Consider the following 20,834-nt stretch of genomic DNA (forward strand, 5'->3'; position numbering starts at 1 on the left):
GGTCCGCGCGGGCCTCACACGGCGGCGCGATGAGTGCCCGGCGTCGCGCGCCGGGCTGCCAGGAGGCGCCCGGGTACACTTGCCGTGGCTCCCCGGGGGCCGTGCCACACGGAAGTACAGGGCGGGAGCGTGCGCGTGACGGATGAGGGACGCCTGATCGCAGGACGGTACCAGGTCGGGCCCCGGCTCGGTCGCGGTGGGATGTCCGAGGTCTACCTCGGCACCGACACCCGCCTGGGGCGCACGGTCGCGATCAAGGAGCTCAAGCTCTCGCTGTCCTCCGACTCCGCCTTCCGCCTGCGCTTCCGGCAGGAGGCGCAGTCCGCGTCCCGCATGTCGCACCCGACCATCGTCCGCGTGTTCGACGCCGGCGAGGAGGTCTCGCTCGACGACACCGGTGCGGAGTCGCGCCGTCCGTTCATCGTGATGGAGCACATCGAGGGGCGCCTGCTGAAGGACGTCATCGCGGAGGGACCGGTCGAGGTCGACGAGGCCGTCCGCATCACCGAGGGCATCCTCACCGCGCTCGAGTACTCGCACCGCGCGGGGGTCGTCCACCGCGACATCAAGCCCGGCAACATCATGCTGACCCCCTCGGGCCAGGTGAAGGTGATGGACTTCGGGATCGCCCGCGCCGTCTCCGACTCCGCCGCGACCGTGGCGCAGACCACCGCCATCCTCGGCACCGCCGCCTACTTCTCGCCGGAGCAGGCGAAGGGCGAGCAGGTCGATGCACGCAGCGACCTCTACTCCGCCGGCATCGTCCTCTTCGAGCTGCTCACCGGCCGCGCTCCCTTCCGCGGGGACACCCCGGTGGCCGTCGCGTACCAGCACGTCAGCGAGACGCCCCCCGCGCCCAGCTCGATCAACCCCGCCGTCTCGCCCGCCCTCGACGGCGTCGTCGCCCGAGCGCTGTCGAAGGACCGCTACGAGCGCTTCCAGGGAGCCGCCGAGTTCCGCGACGACCTGCGCGACGCCGCGGCCGGCCGCCTCCCCGACCACCGCCCGATCGACGAGCTGACCACGTCTCTCTTCGCCGCGCGCAGCGGCGGCGGCATGAACGACTCCGAGCTCGCACTGCGCCAGCTCGCGGAGGACAACTCGATCGTCCGCACCCAGCGCCGCCCGCCGGTGCTCTGGATCTGGTCGTCGATCGTCGTGCTGGCTGTCATCGTGGCGGCGCTGGTGATCTGGGTGCTCACGCTCCAGCCGACGACCACGCTGCCCTCGCAGTCGCGCGAGGTCCCCGTGCTGACGGGCACCAGCTACGACAGCGCGCAGTCGACCCTCACCGAACTCGACCTGGTGGCGAGTCAGCTCGCCGAGTTCAGCGACACGGTCCCGGCCGGCGAGGTGATCCGCACCGATCCCGGCTCCGGCACCATCGTCGCGCCCGAGACGGTCATCCGTGTCTACGTCTCTCAGGGCGCCCAGCCGGTGGCCGTTCCCGAGACGGCGGGGTCGACCCTCGAGGAGGCGATCGCCGCCCTCACCGGGGCCGGCTTCTCGGAGGGATCGCAGACCCGCCAGAACTCGCCCACCGTGCCGGGCGACGTGGTGCTCTCCAGCACTCCTGCCGGCGGCCAGCAGCTCGCCCCGGGAACGCCGGTCGACCTCGTCGTCTCCTCGGGCCAGGTGACCCTGCCCGACCTCGTCGGCCAGACGCTGAGCACCGCCCTCGCCACCCTGGCGTCCGAGCAGCTCCAGCTGATCGGCGAGGAGGCTCCCGACGAGACCTGCGACTCCGTCCGGGCCAACCCCCCGATCACCACCCAGTCGATCGCCCCGGGCGACGTCCCCCAGGGCTCGACCGTCGAGCTCGGCTTCTGCGCCGGTTGACCCTCGCGCCCTGAGGGGCGTATCGAGACCCACCGTCGCCAGCAGAAATGGTCTGCCGACTCGTCCTCCCGGCGCTGGTGGATCTCGAGACGCCCGCGGCGCGGGCTCCTCGATCAGCATGAGGATCCCCACGCCGACAAGGTGATCTCTCGCGGGAGACCCGCCGTGGAAGAGACGCCTGCAGAACATGCTGGTCGAGTAGTCCCGGAGGGGCGTATCGAGACCCGCCCACCCCGAGGACGTCGGTCTCCTCCCCGCCCTGCGCTGGCGCCGAAGGCGCCCTCTCCGCTCGATACGCCCGCTGCGCGGGCTACTCGATCAGCATGGACGACACCCGCTGCTCTACGCGCGCCGGGCAGCGTCCGCGAGCGGCGGCGCGAGCCGCAGCACCCCGTCGTCCGGCGAGCCGGCCTCCATCGACGTCCCCACCCTTCCGCGGATGTCGCTCGGAGTGAGACCCTCGCGGCGCTTCAACGCCCGGCGGAGGTGATCGGCGGACGAGAAGCCCGACGCCGCAGCGATGGCCTCGAGCGGCACCTCGCGCGGTCGGCGCCGGAGCAGCTCGACGGCGCTGGCGACCCGCGCGCGCTCGATCTCGCTCGCCACCGTCGTCCCCGCGTCCTCGAAGAGCCGCTGCAGCGACCGCGTGGACACGTTGACCGCGTCCGCGACCGCCTCCGGGGTGCACCGCGGGGTCCGGTGAGTCCGGTCGATCACGGTCCGCGCTCGGCCGAGGGTCGCCGCGCGCACGCTCGTCGTCCCGGGCTGAGAGCCGGCCGAGGCGAGGAAGGCGCTCACGAGCAGCTGCTTGACCACGTGCCCGAAGCCGTCGACCTCGTGGTCGGACGGGAGTCCCGTGCCCGACTCCGCCGCGAGCGCGAACGCCGTCGTGAAGGCGAAAGCCGCACGGGTGGACCGGGCGTCCGGATCGAGCGCGTACACGTTCGAGCCGAGATCGAAGCCGTAGCGGCGCATCTCGTCCGCGCGGATCGTGATCTGGAGGGAGGTGACGGGCATCGTCGACTCTGTGGTGAAGGTGGTGGTCCCCGGCTGGTAGGCGATCGAGCCCGGCCGCAGGAGCACCGTCCGATCCGGCCCGACGAGCCGGACTGCGCCCTCGATCAGGAAGCTGAAGCTCAGCATCGACGTGTCGTCGGCGCCCCAGGTCCCCCGGAGGACCCGCAGCGGCGAGGTCGTCAGGAGGACGACGCTGATGCCGGCCGCGGTGAAACCGGAGCCCGCCATGCGCGGAACAGTGCCCGGCTTGACGACGATGCGCGGGCCCAGTGTCTCGAGCTCGCGAATTCCGGAATAAGCCCAAGAAATCGATTCCACCATGTGATGCCTCGGAATTCTCTTCTCGACGGCACCGGTCCCCTAACCGGCGCCCTCCGATTATGCCCGTCGAGCCCCCCGCATCATCCGCCAGGGCTCCGTCAAATCACGCCACCCGCTCGGGGGGATCGCGGAAGCACGCGAGTGGGACTTCCCCGTCGTGGCGCGGATCCCGGAACGAGTGCGCGCTCTCATAGCGCGTCGGTGGCGCGGATCGCACCCCTTCTGACGCTCATGTGGGACCCCCATCAGGGGGACACAAGTACGGGTGATTTCTCGGACCGCAAGCTGCGAATGGTGCGTCGATAAGCGGTGAATGAGCCTGCTCGGCCGGTTCGATAAGCGGTGCCCGAGCGTTCGCAACGATTGGGCTCCGCATTCCGCTCCGCGCCTATCGGGTCGGACGGGGCAGCTCCGTCTCGACGAGCCAGTTCGAGATCAGCCGACGACCGCCCTCGGTGAGAACGGATTCGGGGTGGAACTGGACGCCGACCGCGGGCGCGGACCGATGGCGCAGCGCCATCACGACCCCCTCGGCGGTCCCCGCGATGACGGCGAGCTCCGCAGGCAGTGTCGAGCGCTGGACGGCGAGCGAGTGGTAGCGCATCGCCGTGAACCCTGACGGGATCCCGGAGAACAGCGGATCGCCGTCGTGCACGACCGCCGAGGTCCGGCCGTGCATCAGCTCCGGAGCCTCGCGGACGCGGGCACCGACGGCGTGAGCGAGAACCTGGTGCCCGAGGCAGACCCCGAGGAGCGGCTGCGCCTCGGCCAGGGCGTGCCGGGCGAGCGCCACCGACGTGGGGACGTCCTCCGGTCGGCCCGGCCCGGGCGACAGCACGATCCCGTCGCTCCCCGCTGCGCGCTCGATCGCGTCGCGCGGAGCCAGCTCCGCTCCCTCGACGACGTCGACCTCCGCCCCCGCCTCGCGCAGGTAGGCGACGAGCGTGAAGACGAAGCTGTCGTAGTTGTCGACGACCAGGATCCGCGTCATCGCGGCGACCGCCTCGGGGGCCGGCTCACGTCCCGACGGTGACGTTCTGATCGAGCACGAGCGACTGCACCCAGGGGAAGACCCACTCGGCGAGCGCGGCGAGCACCGCCACCACCAGGACGATCACGAGGAGCAGCCGGAGCCACCAGGGTCCGGGCAGGACCCGCCAGAGTGCCGCGTACACGGTCAGCCCTCCTGCGCGAGAGACGCGGCGATCTCGGCCGGCGCACCCGCGGAGCGCGGCTGCCAGGACTCGAAGACGCCGTAGGCGATGATCCGCTCGGCGGTGGAGTAGAGCGGATTGCAACTCGTGAGGGTGATCAGCCGGTCGGTCGGCGTCACTCCCGTCGTCCAAGGGACGGGATCGATGACCTGGATCTCCGAGGGCTGCACGTACTCGAGGTTCCGGAACCGGTAGGTGTACCAGCCGTCCGCCGTCTCGATGTAGATCGCGTCGCCGAGCTGGAGCTCGTCGATCAGGTGCATGCCGCCGCCGTAGGCGCTGCGGTGCGCCGCGAGAGCGAAGTTCCCCGCCTCGCCCGGCATCTGCGTGCCCGGGTAGTGGCCGATGCTGCCCTCGTCGAGGACGTTCTCGGCGTCCACGCCCTCCGCGATGGTGCGGACCCAGCCCTCGCCGTAGCGCGGGATGTAGAGGTTGCCGAAGGAGGTGTCGAGTGCCGCCACCGGAGCGATCACCGGATCACCGAAGCCGGCGGGGGTCTCGCTCGGCACCGTCGAGGGCTCCGGTGCGGGAGCGGCATCACCCCAGCTCTGCCGGAGCTCCGCGGCGTCGGAGGTCTGCTGGCCGGCGATCACCGCGTCGTTCCACCAGAGCTGCCAGCCCAGATAGAGCAGGACGAGCGCTCCGGCCGTCATGAGCAGCTCGCCGAGGACGCCGAAGAACGTCAGGCGGCGGCGCGGTCGCCCTGTGCGCTCTCGTCGGTCGCGCGGTCGCAGCGGTGCGGCGGCGGGCGACGGGGCGGTCATGCGACGAGTCTAGGCGCGGGGCGCGCGCGTCCGACGGGCTCCGCGGCCCCTGGCGCGTTCCGCACAGCCGCTCCTGCGCGCCTGCACGGCATCCCCCCGGCCTCGCGCTCCCGGTCGACGGCCGTCGCCCGGTACAGTGGAAGGCATGGCACGAGCGACGAAGAGCCCGAAGCCCGAGCGCGACGAGGCCCGGACCGGTGAGGACGCACCCAATCCGGTGTGGTTCAAGCCCGTCATGTTCGGGTTCATGCTGCTGGGTCTCGCGTGGATCATCGTCTTCTACGTGAGCCAGGGCACGCTCCCCGTGCCGGATCTCGGCAACGCCAACATCCTCATCGGCTTCGGGATCGCCTTCATCGGCTTCCTCATGACGACCCGCTGGCGCTGATCACGCCCGCATGAACGACGCCCCGTCCGGTTCGCCGACGGGGCGTTCGTCGTCCCCGGGGGCGGGTCTCCCGCCGGCCCTCGCATCGTCCGTCGCGCGCCTGCGTGCGGCGGGGTGCGTCTTCGCGGAGGAGGAGGCGGAGCTCCTGCACGAGGCGGCGGCCGGCTCCGACGGCCTCGACGCGCTCCTGCGGCGCCGTGAGGCCGGGGAGCCGCTCGAGCAGATCCTCGGCTGGGTCGCCTTCCGCGGGCTGCGCGTCCCGGTCTCCCCCGGCGTCTTCGTGCCCCGACGGCGCACCGAGGCCGTCGTCGACGCGGCGCTCGAACTGCTGGACGGGAGAGGGCCCGCGACCGTCCTCGACCTCTGCTGCGGTGTCGGAGCGATCGGGCGGGCCCTTCTCGAGGAGCGCGACGGCCTCACCGTCCACGCGGCCGACCTCTCCCCCGCCGCGGTCGCCTGCGCCCGGCGGACCCTGGCGGGACTCGCCTCCGTCCACCGGGGCGACCTGTTCGCTGCCCTCCCCGAGGATCTCCGAGGCCGGATCGACCTCGTCGTGGTCAATGCGCCCTACGTGCCGACCGCGGCGATCGCCCTGATGCCGCCGGAGGCCCGCCTGCACGAGCCGGCGTCGACCCTCGACGGCGGAGGTGACGGCCTCGCGCTGCACCGCCGGATCGCGGCGGAGGTCCTGCCCTGGCTGAGCGACGACGGCGCGGTCGTCATCGAGACGAGCAGAGAGCAGGCGGAGCGGACGGCGGCACTCTTCGCGGACGTGGGATTCGACCCGTCGATCCTCCTCGACGAGGACCTCGACGCCACGGTCGTCTCCGCCCCGCGACGGCGAACTACACGCGTGTAATTATCCCCAGGTGTTGAAACTCCTGTGGACAACTCCGGACCTCGCGCCAGTCCGCGGATGCGGAGCCTGATCGGGCACGCATCGGCGGCGTGACAGGGCAGGATCGCCGATCAGGAGGCCGTCCCACCGGCTGCTCCGAATGACAGCGGCGTAGTTCTCCCCAGTGTTAACAACTCTGTGGATAACTTCGTCCCCAGCTGTGGACGGATGCTGTGGACAGTCTTGGACGCCCTGTGGACGAGCTCGTGGGGCGGCGCCGAGGCGGCTCAGGCCAGGACGTACGCCCCGACGGTGATCGCCACGAGGCCGACGCCGATCAGCCCGACGAGAAGGTTCTGAGTGCGCCGCTGCGAGCGCTGCCGCGTCCGCGTGAAGACCAGCCCGATGAGAGCACCGGCCACCAGGCCACCGACGTGCGCCTGCCAGGCGACGTTCATCCCGGGCAGGAAGCCGATCACGAGGTTGAGCCCGACCAGCACCAACAGCTGCGAGGCCTGCCCGCCGAGGTGGCGGAGGATCACGAGGTATGCGCCCATCAGCCCGAAGATGGCGCCCGAGGCGCCGATCACCGGCGTCAGCGGGCTGGAGAGGAGCAGGACGCCGACCGAGCCGGCGAAGCCGCTGAGGAGGAACAGCGTCAGGTAGCGCCCGCGACCGAGCATCCGCTCGAGCGCCATGCCGAAGACCCACAGCGTGTACATGTTCAGCAGGAGGTGGAAGGGCACCACGAAGAAGAGGGATGTGCTGTGCGCGAAGATCGACGTGATCATCCGCCACGGCTCGAAGCCCGCGCCGAAGCCGGGCAGCGTGTACGCCGGGAAGTAGGCGATCGCGTTGAGCACGGTGTTCCCGATGAAGGGGAGCACCTCGAGGATCCAGACCAGGACGCAGAGCGCGATGATCGCGTAGGTGACGGTCGGCTGGTCGGCCCGAGTCATCGCCCGGACCCGCGACACGAGCGGTCCGCGGACGCGCGGGGCCTCGCTGCGCTGCTGCGCCATGTCGTCCGGGCAGATGACGCCGACCGGGGCGGGGGTCTGGCACTCGCCGCAGATCGTGCGACCGCACCGCTGGCAGCGCACGAAGCTCTGGCGATCGGGGTGGCGGTAGCAGGTGTAGGTGCTGCTGCTCGGCGGGACCTGGGTCACGGACGTTCCTCCGGGAGAGAGAGAACGAGGGCCGGGCCCAGACGGACCCGACCCTCGATGAGTGGTGGAGAGGCGCTCAGACCTCGGTGATCTCGACGCTCTCGATGACGACGTCCTCGAGGGGCTTGTCGCGACCGTCGGTCGCCACGGCCGACAGCGCGTCGACGACCTTCTTGGACTCGTCGTCGGCGACGGCGCCGAAGATGGTGTGCTTGCCCTGGAGCCAGGTGGTCGGCGCGACGGTGATGAAGAACTGCGAGCCGTTGGTGCCGCGCCCCGCCTGCTTGCCGGCGTTCGCCATCGCGAGGATGTAGGGCTGGGTGAAGTCGAGCTCCGAGTTGATCTCGTCGTCGAACTGGTAGCCCGGGCCGCCGATGCCCTGGCCGAGCGGGTCGCCGCCCTGGAGCATGAAGTCGGGGATGATGCGGTGGAAGACGGTGCCGTTGTAGAGCGGCTCCTTCGTCTTCGCGCCCGTCGCCGGGTGGGTCCATTCGATGTCGCCGGTCGCGAGACCGACGAAGTTGCGGACCGTCTTCGGCGCGTGGTTGCCGTAGAGGTTGACGACGATGTCGCCCTTGGTCGTGTGGAACGTCGCGACTGCGGTGTGCAAAGGCATGGGTGGATTCTCGCACAGCGGCTCTGTAGGGCTCCGCAACGCCGGGTGTCAATGCGCTGGGTGCGCGATGCGCGGGTCGCGGGATGAGTGGCAGTATTGAGCCGTTGTTCGCCGCTCGTAGCCGATGGAGGACCAAGTGGGTCTGTCACGTAAGCACAAGAAGGATCTCAAGCGCCTCCGCAAGAACGCCGAGGCGGTCTGGAGTGAGCAGCAGGAGGTGCTGGCGCACGCCGCCTCCGTTCTCGAGAAGAGCCGCCGCCACGCGACCAAGTACGCGAAGAAGGAGGTCGTGCCGGCCGTCAAGGACGCCTACTCGAGCCGGGTGAAGCCCGTCTACGACAACGGGGTCTCCGCCGTCGAGGGCACGTACTCCTCCGCGCGCGACGCCTACAAGCACAAGGTCCTCCCGACCTTCGCCGCTGTCGGCGGCACCGCCGCGGCCGCGTTCGAGGCCGCCAAGGACTCGAAGAACCGCGCGAAGCTCGCCGAGATCTCGAAGGCGCGCTGGGAGGAGCTCACCACTCCCCCGAAGAAGAAGAACAAGGTCGGCACGGTCTTCGCGATCGGCGCCGCCCTCGTCGCCGTCGGAGGCATCGGCTACGCCGTCTGGCAGACGTTCCGCGCCGACGACGAGCTGTGGGTCGCCGAGGACGAGCCGGCCAGCGCCGCGCAGTCGCCGGCGTCGACCGCTTCCTGAGTCGCCGCGTGAGGCCCGGACACCGCACTGCGGGTCCGGGCCTCACGCGTGTCCGGTGGTGCGCGGTACGCGGTTAGGCTGCTGAGGTGGACATCCGGGTCGCCGCGTACGGCGTGATCATCGACGGCGAGCGCATGCTCCTCGCGCACTGGAGTCAGGGGCCCTGGGAGGCGTGGACGCTTCCCGGTGGCGGGATCGACGAGGGCGAGTCGCCCGCGGACGCTGCCGTCAGGGAGATCTTCGAGGAGACCGGCTACCACGCCGAGCTCGAGGGGCTGATCGGCGTCGACTCGCACGTGATCCCCGCGCATCGCCGCAGCGACCCCGACGCCGGCCCGCTGCACGCGATCCGCGTCGTCTACCGCGCTCGCGTGACCGGCGGCGAGCTGACCCACGAGGTCGACGGGTCGACCGACGCCGCCGCGTGGTTCCCCCTGGCCGAGGTCGAGGGCCTCGAGCGGGTCGAGCTGATCGACGTCGCCCTGACGATGAACGAGGCCTGGTCGCTGCGCTGACGACGGGTCTCGATACGCCCCTGCGGGGCTACTCGACCAGCATGCAGCGCCGGCCGGCCGTGCTGCATCGCCGACGGACTGCGATGCTCCTCCGCGTCAGCCTCGGTCCGCCGCGGTCCGGCCGCTCCATGCTGATCGAGCAGCCCGCGCAGCGGGCGTATCGAGATCCGCCTCCCGAGGAATCGTCTGATGCCCGCCGGCGTTGTCTCCCCTGTGATCGTCGAGCTCTACACGTCCGCGTTCTGCGGCGCCTGCACCGCGGCCCGCAGCGTGCTCGAGCGCGCGGCGGAGCTCGTCCCCGCGGCGGAGATCCGCGAGTTCGACGTCGCCTTCGCGCCCGAGGCAGCGGAAGCCGCGGACATCCGCTCCACCCCGACGGTCGTGGTCCGCGACGCCGACGGCCGCGCGGTGTTCCGTGCGGAGGGAGCGCCATCGCTCCCCCAGGCGCTCTCCGCGCTCGCCCTCGCCGTAGGGTGACCTCGTGCCGCATCGTCGTCGAGTCGCCAGCGTCGCGGTCGTGCTGGCGGCCACGGCCTCGCTGACGCTGTCCGGCTGCGCCACGGAGCCCGTCTCGGAGGCGACCGTCGGCATCGGCCGCGGCGGGCAGCGCGCCGAGGTGCTCGGCGTCGTCGTCGTCTGCTCGGGAGCCGTCGACGGCCTCGACCTCGCCGTCGAGGACACCGCTCCCCTGCTGATCGGTGATCGCTCGCGGCGGATCACCCGCTGGGTCGCCCCGGAGCCCGTCGACGACATCGGCGCGACCGACCTCGCCGGCCGCACCGTCTGGCCCGCCGACCGGGAGATCGAGCGCTTCCCCCTGGGCGTCGACCTCACTCTCGGCGCCTACGCCGTCGGCGGATCGGTCATCGGCCGCCCCGTGGTCTTCACCGCCGAGCAGTTCGACACCCTGTCCGTCGGCGAGATCATCGTCGGCGACATCCGCGACGGCACCTCCGAGACCCTCTCCGTCGAGAACTTCCTCGGCCTGGCCTGTCAGCCCCGCTGACCCCGCCGCCGCCCGCCAGAGGACGAGTTGCTCGCAGTCCGGAGAGCCCTTATTAAGGTTTATCCATTTTTCCTTGAGTACACTCCGAGGATGACCGAGGATGAGAGCCCTCAGAGCCACGGATCCTGGCCTGCGGTCGGCTTCGAGCAACGACCGTGGCGGCGGAGCGGGGACGAGGTGGCGTCGCGCCGACTCCTCCGCGCCGCGCCCGGCCCGTATCGAGCAGCGGTCCCGCCCTTCGTCGCGGACCTCGACGTCTCGCTGCCCTCCGATCTGCTCGCCGTCAGCGAGGATGCGAGCCGGGAGCTGACGCGGTTCGATGCTCAGGTCGGCACCCTCACCGCGCCCTTCGCCTCCATCCTGCTGCGGACCGAGAGCGCATCGAGCTCCGAGGTCGAGCAGCTCACCGCGAGTGCCAAGCAGGTCGCGCTCGCCGAGCTCGGCGATTCCTCGTCGACGAACGCTCAGCTGGTCGTCCGCAACGTCGCCGCGATGGAAGCGGCGATCGCGCTGTCCGACGAGCTGGACACCGATGCCGTGCTCACCATGCATCGCGTCCTGCTGGAGAGCACGGCCCCCGACATCGCCGGGCACTGGCGCGACCAGCAGGTGTGGATCGGCGGAGGCGGGGTGTCTCCGCACGGAGCCGTCTTCGTTCCTCCGCATCACGAGCGCGTCCCGGCGCTGATGCTCGATGTCATGGAGTTCGCGCGCCGGGTCGACGTCCCCGTCCTCGCGCAGGTGGCGATCGCGCATGCGCAGTTCGAGACCGTCCATCCCTTCCCGGACGGCAACGGCAGGACAGGTCGCGCGCTCGTCCAGGGCATGCTCCGCGCTGCCGGCGTCACGGAGAACGTCACCGTCCCCGTCTCAGCCGGGCTGCTCGGCGACATGAAGCGCTACTTCGACGCGCTGACCGCCTACCGCTCCGGGCATGTCCGCCCGATCATCGAGACACTCGCCGACGCCGCCTTCGCCGCCGTGCAGAACGGACGGCGACTCGCCGCGGACATCGCGGCGATCGGAGCGCGGTGGGACGCCGGCATCCGCGCGCGGAGCGACTCCTCGGTGCATGCACTGCGGCAGCTGCTGCTCCGTCAGCCCGTGGTCACGATCGCGCTCGTCACCGCCGAGCTCGGGGTGAGCTTCCCGACAGCGGAGGCCTCCGTGCAGAAGCTCGTCGAGGCCGGAGTCCTCATCCAGTCGCGAGCGGGACGCAGGAACCGATCGTTCGAGGCCCTGGAGGTCCTGGCGGCCCTCGACGACTTCGCCGCCAGAGCGCGCCGACCGCGGCACGGCACGCACAGCGGGTGAGGAGGACCCGCGGACGGGTTCGAGTGTGGAGCCTAGGAGATTCGAACTCCTGACATCCTGCTTGCAAAGCAGGCGCTCTACCAACTGAGCTAAGGCCCCGGACCGGCGGCGGAACGCCGGCGAGAGTGGAACGGCCCGACACCTCGCGATGTCGGGCCGTTCGGCACGTGGGGGTACCAGGACTTGAACCTGGGACCTCTTCATTATCAGTGAAGCGCTCTAACCGCCTGAGCTATACCCCCGAAATGGCCAGATGTGACTCTACCCGACACCGGGTCAGAATCCCAATCGGCCGCTCCGCCCTACTGGTTGGTGAAGCCGACCAGCAGGCCGCCGGTGATCTTGACGCTGAGGTTGTACAGCAGCGCCACGATCGCCCCGAGGGCGGTGGTGACGATGGTGTTCAGCACCGCGACGACGACCGCGAAGCCCATGATCTGGGGCAGCGAGATGATCGTGTTGAGGTCGAACGCCTCCGCGCCGGCGATGTCCTGGACGAGGCCGTTGACCTCGTCGAAGACGCCGGTCTGCGCGAGCACCGTGTAGACGAGGTAGACGACGACGATCGTGATGATCGCCAGCGTCAGACCGAGCAGGAACGACAGCTTGACGGCCGACCAGAAGTCGACGTACACCAGCTTGAGTCTGACCTGCTTCGCCGCCGGGCTCTTCGCGGACTTCTTGGCGAGCTTCTCGGCGACCGTGCTACTCATCGACGGACTCATCCTCCTCCGACACCGCTTCGGACTCGGCCGACGCCGCGGCGTCGGGATCCTCGTCCTGGGCGTCGAGATTGCGTTCGGTGTTCTTGGCGAGTGCGATGATGCGGTCGTCGTCTGCGAATCGTGCGAAGACGACTCCCATGGTGTCGCGACCCTTGGCCGGTACCTCGGCCACGGCAGAGCGTACCACCTTGCCACTGGCGAGGACGACGAGCACCTCGTCGTCCTCCCCCGTGATGATGGCGCCCACCAGGTCGCCGCGCTTCTCCTCGAGCTTGGCCACCTTGATGCCCAGACCGCCGCGGCCCTGGAGCCGGTACTGGTCGACCGCGGTGCGCTTCGCGTAGCCGCCCTCGGTCACGACGAAGACGTAGCCCTCGTCGCTGACGACGTTGGCGTCCAGCAGTCGGTCGTCGCCGCGGAACGACATGCCCATCACTCCGGAGGTGGAGCGGCCCATGGGGCGGAGGGCCTGGTCGGACGCGGTGAAGCGGATCGACATGCCCTTGCGGGAGACGAGCAGCACGTCGCTGTCCTCATCGACCAGGAGCGCGGAGACGAGCTCGTCGCCCTCGCGGAGCTTGATCGCGATGATGCCGCCGGAGCGGTTGGTGTCGTACTCCATCAGCGCCGTCTTCTTGACGAGGCCGTCGCGGGTCGCGAGGACGAGGTAGCGGGCCACCTCGTAGTCGCGGATGTCGAGGATCTGCGCGATCTGCTCGCCGGGCTCCAGCGCGAGGAGGTTCGCGATGTGCTGGCCCTTCGCGTCGCGGCTGACCTCCTGCAGCTCGTAGGTCTTGGCGCGGTACACGCGGCCGGTGTTCGTGAAGAACAGCAGCCAGTGGTGCGTCGTGGTGACGAAGAAGTGCTCGACGATGTCGTCGGCCTTGAGCTGAGCGCCGCGCACGCCGCGGCCGCCGCGGTGCTGGGCGCGATACGAGTCGCTGCGGGTGCGCTTGAGGTAGCCGCCGCGGGTGACGGTGACGACCATCTCCTCCTCGGGGATCAGGTCCTCGACGCTCATGTCGCCGTCGAAGCCGAAGAGGATCTCGGTGCGGCGGTCGTCGCCGAAGCGGTCGACGATCTCGTCGAGCTCGTCCGAGATGATCGTCCGCTGGCGCTCCGGGCTCGCGAGGATCGACTTGTAGTCCTCGATCTCGGCCTGGATCCTGTCGTGCTCGTCGATGATCTTCTGGCGCTCGAGGGCGGCGAGCCGGCGCAGCTGCATGTCGAGGATGGCGCGCGACTGCACCTCATCGATGTCGAGGAGCTCCATCAGGCCGTCGCGGGCCTCCTCCACCGTGGGGGAGCGGCGGATGAGGGCGATGACCTCGTCCAGCGCGTCGAGCGCCTTGAGGTAGCCGCGCAGGATGTGGATCCGCGCCTCGGCCTCGTCGAGGAGGTACTGGGTGCGGCGGACGACGACCTCGACCTGGTGGTCGACCCACGCGCGGATGAAGCCGTCGAGCGAGAGCGTGCGCGGGATGCCGTCGACGATCGCGAGCATGTTCGCGCCGAAGTTCTCCTGCAGCGGGGTGTGCTTGTAGAGGTTGTTCAGCACGACCTTCGCGACCGCGTCGCGCTTGAGCACGACGACGAGGCGCTGGCCGGTGCGGCCCGAGGTCTCGTCGCGGATGTCGGCGATGCCGGAGACGCGGCCGTCCTTGACCAGCTCGGCGATCTTGATCGCGAGGTTGTCCGGGTTCACCTGGTACGGCAGCTCGGTGACGACGAGGCAGGTGCGGCCCTGGATCTCCTCGATCGAGACGACGGCGCGCATCGTGATCGAGCCGCGGCCCGTGCGGTACGCGTCCTGGATGCCGCGGACGCCGAGGATCTGCGCCCCGGTGGGGAAGTCGGGGCCCTTGATGCGCTGCAGCAGCGCCTCGAGCAGCTCCTCGCGCGACGCCTCCGGGTTCTCCAGCGCCCACTTCGCGCCGGCGGCGACCTCGCGGAGGTTGTGCGGCGGAATGTTGGTGGCCATGCCCACCGCGATGCCGACCGAGCCGTTGACCAGCAGGTTGGGGAAGCGCGCGGGGAGGATCGCCGGCTCGCGGGTGCGGCCGTCGTAGTTGTCCTGGAAGTCGACGGTGTTCTTGTCGATGTCGCGGACCATCTCGAGGGCCAGCGGCGCCATCTTGGTCTCGGTGTAGCGGGGGGCCGCGGCGCCGTCGTTGCCGGGGGAGCCGAAGTTGCCCTGGCCGAGCGCCAGCGGGTAGCGGAGGCTCCACGGCTGGACGAGCCGGACGAGGGCGTCGTAGATCGCCGAGTCGCCGTGCGGGTGGAACTGGCCCATCACGTCGCCGACGACGCGAGAGCACTTGGAGAACGCCTTGTCGGGGCGGTAGCCGCCGTCGTACATCGCGTAGATCACGCGGCGGTGCACGGGCTTCAGGCCGTCGCGCACCTCGGGCAGCGCACGGCCGACGATGACGCTCATCGCGTAGTCGAGGTAGGAGCGCTGCATCTCGAGCTGGAGGTCGACCGGCTCGATCTTGTCGTGCCCGTGGATCACGACACCGGTCTCGGTGACGATGTCCTCGCCGTCGTCCGGTCCGGTGGGGGTGTCTGATTCGTCTGCCATGATCTCTGTCTTCTCAGGTGGGTCCGGGCCCCGGGTCGTGACGGGGGCGGGTCGCGCTGGGTGTCAGTTCAGTTCTTGTGAAGCGGTGGTACGAGGTGGCGCTTGGTGGCGCGGGGGTCTCGATATGGCCTGCGGCCTACTCGACCTCGACATCTGTCGGTTATCGCGGTGCGATAACCGATCAGATGTCGAGGAACCGGACGTCCTTCGCGTTTTTTTGAATGAAGGAGCGGCGGGACTCGACGTCCTCGCCCATCAGGGTCGAGAAGATCTCGTCGGCGGCGGCCGCGTCGTCGAGGGTGACCTGGAGGAGGGTCCGCGTGGCGGGGTCCATCGTGGTCTCCCACAGCTCCTTGTAGTCCATCTCGCCGAGACCCTTGTAGCGCTGGATCCCGTTCTCCTTGGGCATGCGCTTGTTCGACGCGGCGCCGTGCGCGAGCAGCGCGTCGCGCTCGCGGTCGCTGTAGACGTACTCGTGCGGCGAGTTCGACCACTTGAGGCGGTAGAGCGGCGGCTGCGCGAGGTAGACGTAGCCGAGGTCGATCAGCGGGCGCATGTAGCGGAACAGCAGCGTCAGCAGCAGCGTCGTGATGTGCTGGCCGTCGACGTCGGCGTCGGCCATCAGGATGATCTTGTGGTACCGCGCCTTGTCGGGGTTGAAGTCCTCGCCGATGCCGGCTCCGAAGGCCGTGATCATCGCCTGGACCTCGTTGTTGCCGAGGGCGCGGTCGAGGCGGGCCTTCTCGACGTTGAGGATCTTGCCGCGGAGGGGGAGGATCGCCTGGGTCTCGGGGTTCCGGCCCTGGACGGCGGAGCCGCCGGCCGAGTCGCCCTCGACGATGAAGATCTCGGAGATCGACGGGTCCTTCGACTGGCAGTCCTTGAGCTTGCCCGGCATGCCGCCGCCCTCGAGCAGGCCCTTGCGACGCGCGGTCTCCCGCGCCTTGCGGGCGGCCATCCGCGCGGAGGCCGCCTGGATCGCCTTCCGGATGATGTCCTTGGCCTGGTTGGGGTTGCGGTCGAACCAGTCCGCGAGCTGCTCGCCGGCGACCCGCTGCACGAACGCCTTGGCCTCGGTGTTGCCGAGCTTGGTCTTGGTCTGGCCCTCGAACTGAGGCTCGCCGAGCTTGATCGACACGACGGCGGTGAGGCCCTCGCGGATGTCGTCGCCCGAGAGGTTCTCGTCCTTGTCCTTGAGCAGGTTGTTCGCGCGCGCGTACTTGTTGACGAGCGTCGTCAGCGCCGCCCGGAACCCCTCCTCGTGCGTGCCGCCCTCGTGGGTGTTGATCGTGTTCGCGTAGGTGTGCACGCTCTCGGTGTACGCCGTCGTCCACTGCATCGCGACCTCGAGCGAGATGCGGCGCTCGGTGTCCTCGGACTCGAAGTCGATGATCTCGGAGTGCACGAGATCGGACTTCTTCAGCGAGTTGATGTACTCGACGTAGTCGACGAGGCCCTTCTCGTAGAGGAAGACGTCGCTGCGCGGGCCGGAGGTCTCGTTCTCCCCCTCGCCGTCGAACTCGATCTCCTTCTCGTCGGTCAGCGCGATGCGGAGACCCTTGTTGAGGAACGCCATCTGCTGGAACCGGGCGCGGAGGGTCTCGTAGTCGAACTCGACGGTCTCGAAGATCTCGGCGTTCGGCCAGAAGGTGATGGTGGTGCCGGTCTCGTCGCTCGGCCCGCCCTTCGCGAGCGGCGCCTCCGGGACTCCATCGGCGAAGGTCATGCTGTAGGAGGCGCCCTGGCGCTTCACCTCGACCTCGAGTCGGGTGGAGAGCGCGTTGACGACGGACGAGCCGACGCCGTGCAGACCACCGGAGACGGCGTAGCCGCCGCCGCCGAACTTGCCGCCGGCGTGCAGGACGGTCAGCACGAGCTCCACGGTCGAGATGCCCTCGGTGGGGTGCATATCGACCGGGATGCCGCGGCCGTTGTCGACGACGGTCAGGCCGCCGTCGGCGCGCATGACGACCTCGATGTTGTCGCAGTAGCCCGCGAGCGCCTCGTCGACGGCGTTGTCGACGATCTCGTAGACCAGGTGGTGCAGACCGCGCGGGCCCGTCGAGCCGATGTACATGCCGGGGCGCTTGCGGACCGCCTCGAGGCCCTCGAGGACCTGGATCTGGTTCGCGCCGTAGTCGCCGGAGGACTTCGTCGACATCCCCTCGCCCCGTGCCGCCTCGGCGGGAGCGGCCGCGGCCGGAGCGGAGGGGCCGGTGGAGCCGTTCGCGTCCAGGTCGTTCGCTGCGGGGGCTGACGTGGAGTCGGTCGGCTCGGGTGTCATAGCTGTGGAGTTCTCCTCTGACGGTCCGTCGCGGCGCGCAGGCGGATCTGGAGATCTCGCGCACGGGGTCGACGCTGCGGTTCGGCGGCCCTCCATTCTATCGCGCGGCGGCCGGTCGCGCGGCGCTCAGTGGCGATCTGACGAACGATTTCTCCGGGGTCGACCGAAAATGCGTCCTCAGCCGTAGGTATCGCGCGGACCACGCCCTGGAATCGACCTGGGGCCCTTTTTCCAGTTCGGGACGTCGGGCCCTTGGAAACGGATCGCGGTGATCCCCGCGTCCGGGTGGTTCACCGCGATGTGGTTCATGATCTCGATCCGCATCAGACGCAGCTGCGTCGACCAGGCCGTCGACTCGCACGCCACCGTGAGCACGCCGTCCACCACGCCGACCGGAGTGGAGTGCTTGGCCGTCTCCTCGCCGGCGATCGCCGTCCAGGACGACATCAGGTCGCCCTGGGCGAGGGGAGCGGTCCAGCCGAGCTTCACCGTGAGAGAGGAGAGCACGTCGCCGAGGTCGTGCGGATCGCGGCCCCCGCCGAACGGGGCGGCGTCGCCCTTGGGCTCGGCCCGGTCGACGGTCTTGCGCACCCGGCGGGGGGCGTCGCCGCCGAAGACCTCCTTGAGGTGCTGGTAGACGCGGGCGGCCTCGGAGTCGGGCGCGGGGGAGGGCGCGCCGCGGCGGGGGGAGTCAGCCACGGTCGGGCTCCGGGGCGGGCTCGGAGAAGGGCGCCGGCTCGGGCGCGGGCTCCGAATCGGGCTCGGGCTCCGAATCCTGCTCCTGCGTCGGCGCGGGCTCGGGGTCCGGCTCGGCCGCGGACTCGGCGGCGGCCGACTCGAGCGCGGCCGTCTCGGGCGCGGTCAGAGGCGTCTCCGGGACCACGACCGCGTCGGACTCGACGATGCGGCCCGCCTCGATCCGGACCGTGTGCGCCGCCAGCGCCGCGGGCACGTCGTCGAAGACCGCGGCCGTGATCAGCACCTGCTCGTAGTCGGCGACCACGGCGGCGAGCCGCTCGCGGCGGCGGGCGTCGAGCTCGGCGAAGACGTCGTCGAGCATCAGCACGGGGTCGCCCATGGGGGAGTCGCGCCGGAGCAGCTCGGCCGCGCCGAGCTTGAGCGCCAGAGCGAACGACCAGCTCTCGCCGTGGCTGGCGTAGCCCTTCGCCGGGAGGTCGTTGAGCTCGAACTGGACGTCGTCGCGGTGCGGCCCGACCAGCGAGATCCCGCGGTCGAGCTCTCGTCGGCGCACGGAGAGCAGGGCCGCGGAGAAGGCCGCGGCCAGCTCCGCCGGCGCCGCGGAGGCCTCGGCCGTCGCGACGGGCTCCTCGTCGTCGTCGACCGCTCCCTCGATGCTCAGGCGCGAGCGCAGGACCGGGCGCTGGTCCGCTCCGGCGACCGCCTCGTAGGCGGCGCGCACCGGGCCGCTCAGCTCGTCGACCAGGGTCAGCCGCGACTGGATGATCTCGGTGCCGAGGGCGACGAGGCGCTCGTCCCAGATGTCGAGCGTCCCGAGCTTCGCGGGATCGCGGACGCCGCTCGCCCGCGCGGACTTGAGGAGCGAGTTGCGCTGGCGGAGCACCCGCTCGTAGTCCGCCTGCACGGCGCTCATCCGCGGGGAGCGGAGGACGATCAGCTGATCGAGGAAGCGGCGGCGCGCGGACGGGTCGCCGCGGATGAGGAGGAGGTCCTCCGGCGCGAAGAGGACGCTCGAGAAGAAGCGGGGCAGCTCGCGCGGCTTGATGCCGCCGCGGTTGATCTGCGCGCGGTTGGCGGAGGAGCGGTTGATCTGCACCTCGGCGAGCAGGTCGCGGTCGCCGTTGCGCAGCCGTGCGCGGATCACCGCACTGTCCCGACCCGCGCGGATCAGCGCCTGATCGGTGGACACCCGGTGCGAGCCGAGCGTGGAGAGGTAGCCGAGCGACTCGACCAGGTTCGTCTTGCCCTGGCCGTTGCGCCCGACGAAGAGGTTCGGGCCCGGCGCGAGCGCGACGTCCACGGAGGCGTAGTTGCGGAAGTCGCTCAACGCCAGCTGCGTCACCTGCACGCGCTCACCTCCTCCGTGTCCACTCTGCCCGATGCTCCTGCGCCGGTCGCGGGGTCTCGATACGCCGCTCCGCGGCTACTCGACCAGCATGCGGGGCGACGATGGCCGCGGCCCCGAGAACGGCGACTCGGGCGGCCGCCGTCCCTGCGACGGTGGGTCTCGATACGCCGCTCCGCGGCTACTCGACCAGCATGGAACTCCGCCGTCCGCAGGATGCAGCCAACATGGAATCCCGCCGTCCGCAGGACGCAAGCCAGCATGCAGGAGGAGTGCACGGTGGCGGAGCCTTGCTGATCGAGTGGTCCGCGCAGCGGACGTCTCGAGATCGCACCCTCCGGCAACCGCGGGCCACCGGTCGACGTCCCTGCGACAGAGGGTCTCGATACGCCGCTCAGCGGCTACTCGACCAGCATGGAGCGCTCCCCGCGCAGGGTGCAGGCGGCCGGAGGCCCGCCGCCGCCGTGAGAGCATCCCTGCCTCACGGTGGCGGCGGGCCGCAGGTCGCCGTCCGCGACCGGCTCTGCGAAACGCGACGGCTTCGAAAAGCCGACCGCCGTGAGGCCGGGCAGGGACCGGCCTCACCGGTCGACTGAGCTGCGCTCAGTCGACCGCCTTGACACTGTGCCCGCCGAACTGGTTGCGGAGCGCCGCGACGGCCTTCATCGCGGGGGAGTCCTCCTGGCGGGAGACGAAGCGGGCGAAGATCGACGCGCTGATCGTGGGGACGGGGACGGCGTTGTTGATGGCCTCCTCGATCGTCCAGCGGCCCTCACCGGAGTCCTGGACGTAGCCCTCGATGTGCTCGAACTCCGGGTCCTGCTCGAGCGCGCGGACGAGCAGCTCGAGGAGCCAGGAGCGGACGACCGTGCCGCGCTGCCACGCCTTGAAGGTGCCGGTGACGTCCTTGATGATGTCCTTGCGGGTGTCGAGGAGCTCGTAGCCCTCGGCGAACGCCTGCATCAGCGCGTACTCGATGCCGTTGTGCACCATCTTCGCGTAGTGGCCCGCGCCGACCTCGCCGACGTGGACGAAGCCCTCCTCGCGGGGGCCCTCGGGGCGCAGCGCGTCGAAGACGGGCATCGCGTACTCCACGAGCTCCTTGGGGCCGCCGACCATCAGGCCGTAGCCGTTCTCGAGGCCCCAGACGCCGCCGGAGACGCCGGCGTCGATGTAGTGGACGCCCTTGGGCTTGAGCAGCGCGTCGTGCTTGAAGTCCTCGGTGAAGCGGGAGTTGCCGCCGTCGATGACCAGGTCGCCCTCGCTGAGCTTCTCGGACAGGTCGGTGACGACGGCGTCCGTGATGGCGCCGGCCGGGACCATGACCCAGACGATGCGCGGCGCGGGGAGGGCGGCGATCATCTCGTCGAGCGAGGCGGCGTCCGAGACGTCCGGGTTGCGGTCGTAGCCGGTGACCTCGACGCCCTTCTCCCGCAGGCGGGAGCGCATGTTGTCGCCCATCTTGCCGAGTCCGACGAGTCCGATGTGCATGGTGAACCTTC

20 protein-coding genes and 2 tRNA genes are annotated in these 20,834 nt (G+C 70.3%); 8 read left to right on the plus strand and 14 right to left on the minus strand.

Going from position 1 to position 20,834, the window contains the following annotated elements:
• Positions 1–135: 135 nt before the first annotated feature.
• Positions 136–1,839, plus strand: coding sequence for a Stk1 family PASTA domain-containing Ser/Thr kinase (gene pknB, locus EDF45_RS10940; protein WP_123736306.1), 1,704 nt, complete (start codon positions 136–138; stop codon positions 1,837–1,839).
• A gap of 342 nt (positions 1,840–2,181) precedes the next feature.
• Here pknB and EDF45_RS10945 read toward each other — a convergent pair whose 3' ends face one another.
• The 4 genes from EDF45_RS10945 to EDF45_RS10955 all read right to left on the minus strand — a co-directional run bounded on the left by EDF45_RS10945 (position 2,182) and on the right by EDF45_RS10955 (position 5,155).
• Positions 2,182–3,177, minus strand: coding sequence for a helix-turn-helix domain-containing protein (locus EDF45_RS10945; protein ID WP_123736160.1), 996 nt, complete (start codon positions 3,175–3,177; stop codon positions 2,182–2,184).
• Between the two features lie 388 nt (positions 3,178–3,565).
• Positions 3,566–4,168: an aminodeoxychorismate/anthranilate synthase component II gene (locus EDF45_RS10950; protein ID WP_123736159.1), complete on the minus strand. Its 603-nt coding sequence runs from the start codon at positions 4,166–4,168 to the stop codon at positions 3,566–3,568.
• Between the two features lie 25 nt (positions 4,169–4,193).
• The gene (locus EDF45_RS21235; protein WP_164874570.1) at positions 4,194–4,352 is read right to left on the minus strand and encodes a hypothetical protein; all 159 of its coding nucleotides are present in this window, start codon (positions 4,350–4,352) and stop codon (positions 4,194–4,196) included.
• Positions 4,353–4,354: 2 nt separating this feature from the next.
• A complete protein-coding gene (locus EDF45_RS10955) occupies positions 4,355–5,155 on the minus strand; it encodes a class E sortase (protein ID WP_123736158.1) in 801 nt (266 codons plus the stop codon).
• A gap of 145 nt (positions 5,156–5,300) precedes the next feature.
• Between EDF45_RS10955 and EDF45_RS10960 the strand changes: the two genes are divergently transcribed.
• Positions 5,301–5,543 (plus strand): cell division protein CrgA, encoded by a 243-nt coding sequence (locus EDF45_RS10960; RefSeq protein WP_123447247.1) that lies wholly within the window; start codon positions 5,301–5,303, stop codon positions 5,541–5,543.
• Between the two features lie 10 nt (positions 5,544–5,553).
• Positions 5,554–6,402: a putative protein N(5)-glutamine methyltransferase gene (locus EDF45_RS10965; protein ID WP_123736157.1), complete on the plus strand. Its 849-nt coding sequence runs from the start codon at positions 5,554–5,556 to the stop codon at positions 6,400–6,402.
• Positions 6,403–6,668: 266 nt separating this feature from the next.
• Here the strand turns inward: EDF45_RS10965 and EDF45_RS10970 are convergent, their stop codons facing one another.
• On the minus strand, positions 6,669–7,550 hold the full coding sequence (locus tag EDF45_RS10970) for a rhomboid family intramembrane serine protease (protein ID WP_123447249.1): 882 nt from the start codon (positions 7,548–7,550) through the stop codon (positions 6,669–6,671).
• A gap of 76 nt (positions 7,551–7,626) precedes the next feature.
• Positions 7,627–8,166: a peptidylprolyl isomerase gene (locus tag EDF45_RS10975; protein ID WP_123447250.1), complete on the minus strand. Its 540-nt coding sequence runs from the start codon at positions 8,164–8,166 to the stop codon at positions 7,627–7,629.
• A 136-nt stretch (positions 8,167–8,302) separates the two neighbouring features.
• Here EDF45_RS10975 and EDF45_RS10980 point away from each other — a divergent pair, with 136 nt between their 5' ends.
• The 5 genes from EDF45_RS10980 (at position 8,303) to EDF45_RS11000 (ending at position 11,698) form a co-directional block, all read left to right on the plus strand.
• Positions 8,303–8,863: a hypothetical protein gene (locus EDF45_RS10980; RefSeq protein WP_123706109.1), complete on the plus strand. Its 561-nt coding sequence runs from the start codon at positions 8,303–8,305 to the stop codon at positions 8,861–8,863.
• A gap of 86 nt (positions 8,864–8,949) precedes the next feature.
• Positions 8,950–9,378 (plus strand): NUDIX hydrolase, encoded by a 429-nt coding sequence (locus EDF45_RS10985; RefSeq protein WP_123736156.1) that lies wholly within the window; start codon positions 8,950–8,952, stop codon positions 9,376–9,378.
• A 189-nt stretch (positions 9,379–9,567) separates the two neighbouring features.
• Positions 9,568–9,855 (plus strand): thioredoxin domain-containing protein, encoded by a 288-nt coding sequence (locus EDF45_RS10990; RefSeq protein ID WP_123736155.1) that lies wholly within the window; start codon positions 9,568–9,570, stop codon positions 9,853–9,855.
• 4 nt (positions 9,856–9,859) lie between these two features.
• Positions 9,860–10,384, plus strand: a complete 525-nt coding sequence (locus tag EDF45_RS10995; protein WP_132437318.1) for a hypothetical protein — start codon at positions 9,860–9,862, stop codon at positions 10,382–10,384.
• 177 nt (positions 10,385–10,561) lie between these two features.
• On the plus strand, positions 10,562–11,698 hold the full coding sequence (locus EDF45_RS11000; RefSeq protein WP_260312366.1) for a Fic family protein: 1,137 nt from the start codon (positions 10,562–10,564) through the stop codon (positions 11,696–11,698).
• A gap of 26 nt (positions 11,699–11,724) precedes the next feature.
• Here the strand turns inward: EDF45_RS11000 and EDF45_RS11005 are convergent.
• From EDF45_RS11005 to gnd, 8 genes are all read right to left on the minus strand, one after another.
• Positions 11,725–11,797, minus strand: a tRNA-Ala gene (locus EDF45_RS11005).
• A 69-nt stretch (positions 11,798–11,866) separates the two neighbouring features.
• Positions 11,867–11,940: transfer RNA gene (locus EDF45_RS11010), tRNA-Ile, on the minus strand.
• A 60-nt stretch (positions 11,941–12,000) separates the two neighbouring features.
• Entirely contained in the window at positions 12,001–12,411 is a 411-nt protein-coding gene (locus tag EDF45_RS11015; RefSeq protein WP_123447255.1) for a DUF3566 domain-containing protein, read from the minus strand.
• Complete coding sequence (gene gyrA / locus EDF45_RS11020; RefSeq protein ID WP_123736152.1) at positions 12,404–15,004, minus strand: DNA gyrase subunit A; 2,601 nt, start codon at positions 15,002–15,004, stop codon at positions 12,404–12,406. Before gyrA ends, EDF45_RS11015 begins: the two co-directional genes overlap by 8 nt.
• 181 nt (positions 15,005–15,185) lie before the next feature.
• Positions 15,186–17,165 (minus strand): DNA topoisomerase (ATP-hydrolyzing) subunit B, encoded by a 1,980-nt coding sequence (gene gyrB / locus EDF45_RS11025; protein WP_123706249.1) that lies wholly within the window; start codon positions 17,163–17,165, stop codon positions 15,186–15,188.
• A 300-nt stretch (positions 17,166–17,465) separates the two neighbouring features.
• Complete coding sequence (locus EDF45_RS11030; protein ID WP_123447257.1) at positions 17,466–17,987, minus strand: DUF721 domain-containing protein; 522 nt, start codon at positions 17,985–17,987, stop codon at positions 17,466–17,468.
• Positions 17,980–19,335: a DNA replication/repair protein RecF gene (gene recF / locus EDF45_RS11035; protein WP_123736151.1), complete on the minus strand. Its 1,356-nt coding sequence runs from the start codon at positions 19,333–19,335 to the stop codon at positions 17,980–17,982. The genes EDF45_RS11030 and recF overlap by 8 nt, the downstream gene beginning before the upstream one ends.
• A 600-nt stretch (positions 19,336–19,935) precedes the next feature.
• Complete coding sequence (gene gnd, locus EDF45_RS11040; RefSeq protein ID WP_123736150.1) at positions 19,936–20,823, minus strand: phosphogluconate dehydrogenase (NAD(+)-dependent, decarboxylating); 888 nt, start codon at positions 20,821–20,823, stop codon at positions 19,936–19,938.
• Positions 20,824–20,834 lie beyond the last annotated feature (11 nt).

Source organism: Rathayibacter sp. PhB186 (assembly GCF_003751825.1).
Taxonomy (GTDB): domain Bacteria; phylum Actinomycetota; class Actinomycetes; order Actinomycetales; family Microbacteriaceae; genus Rathayibacter; species Rathayibacter festucae.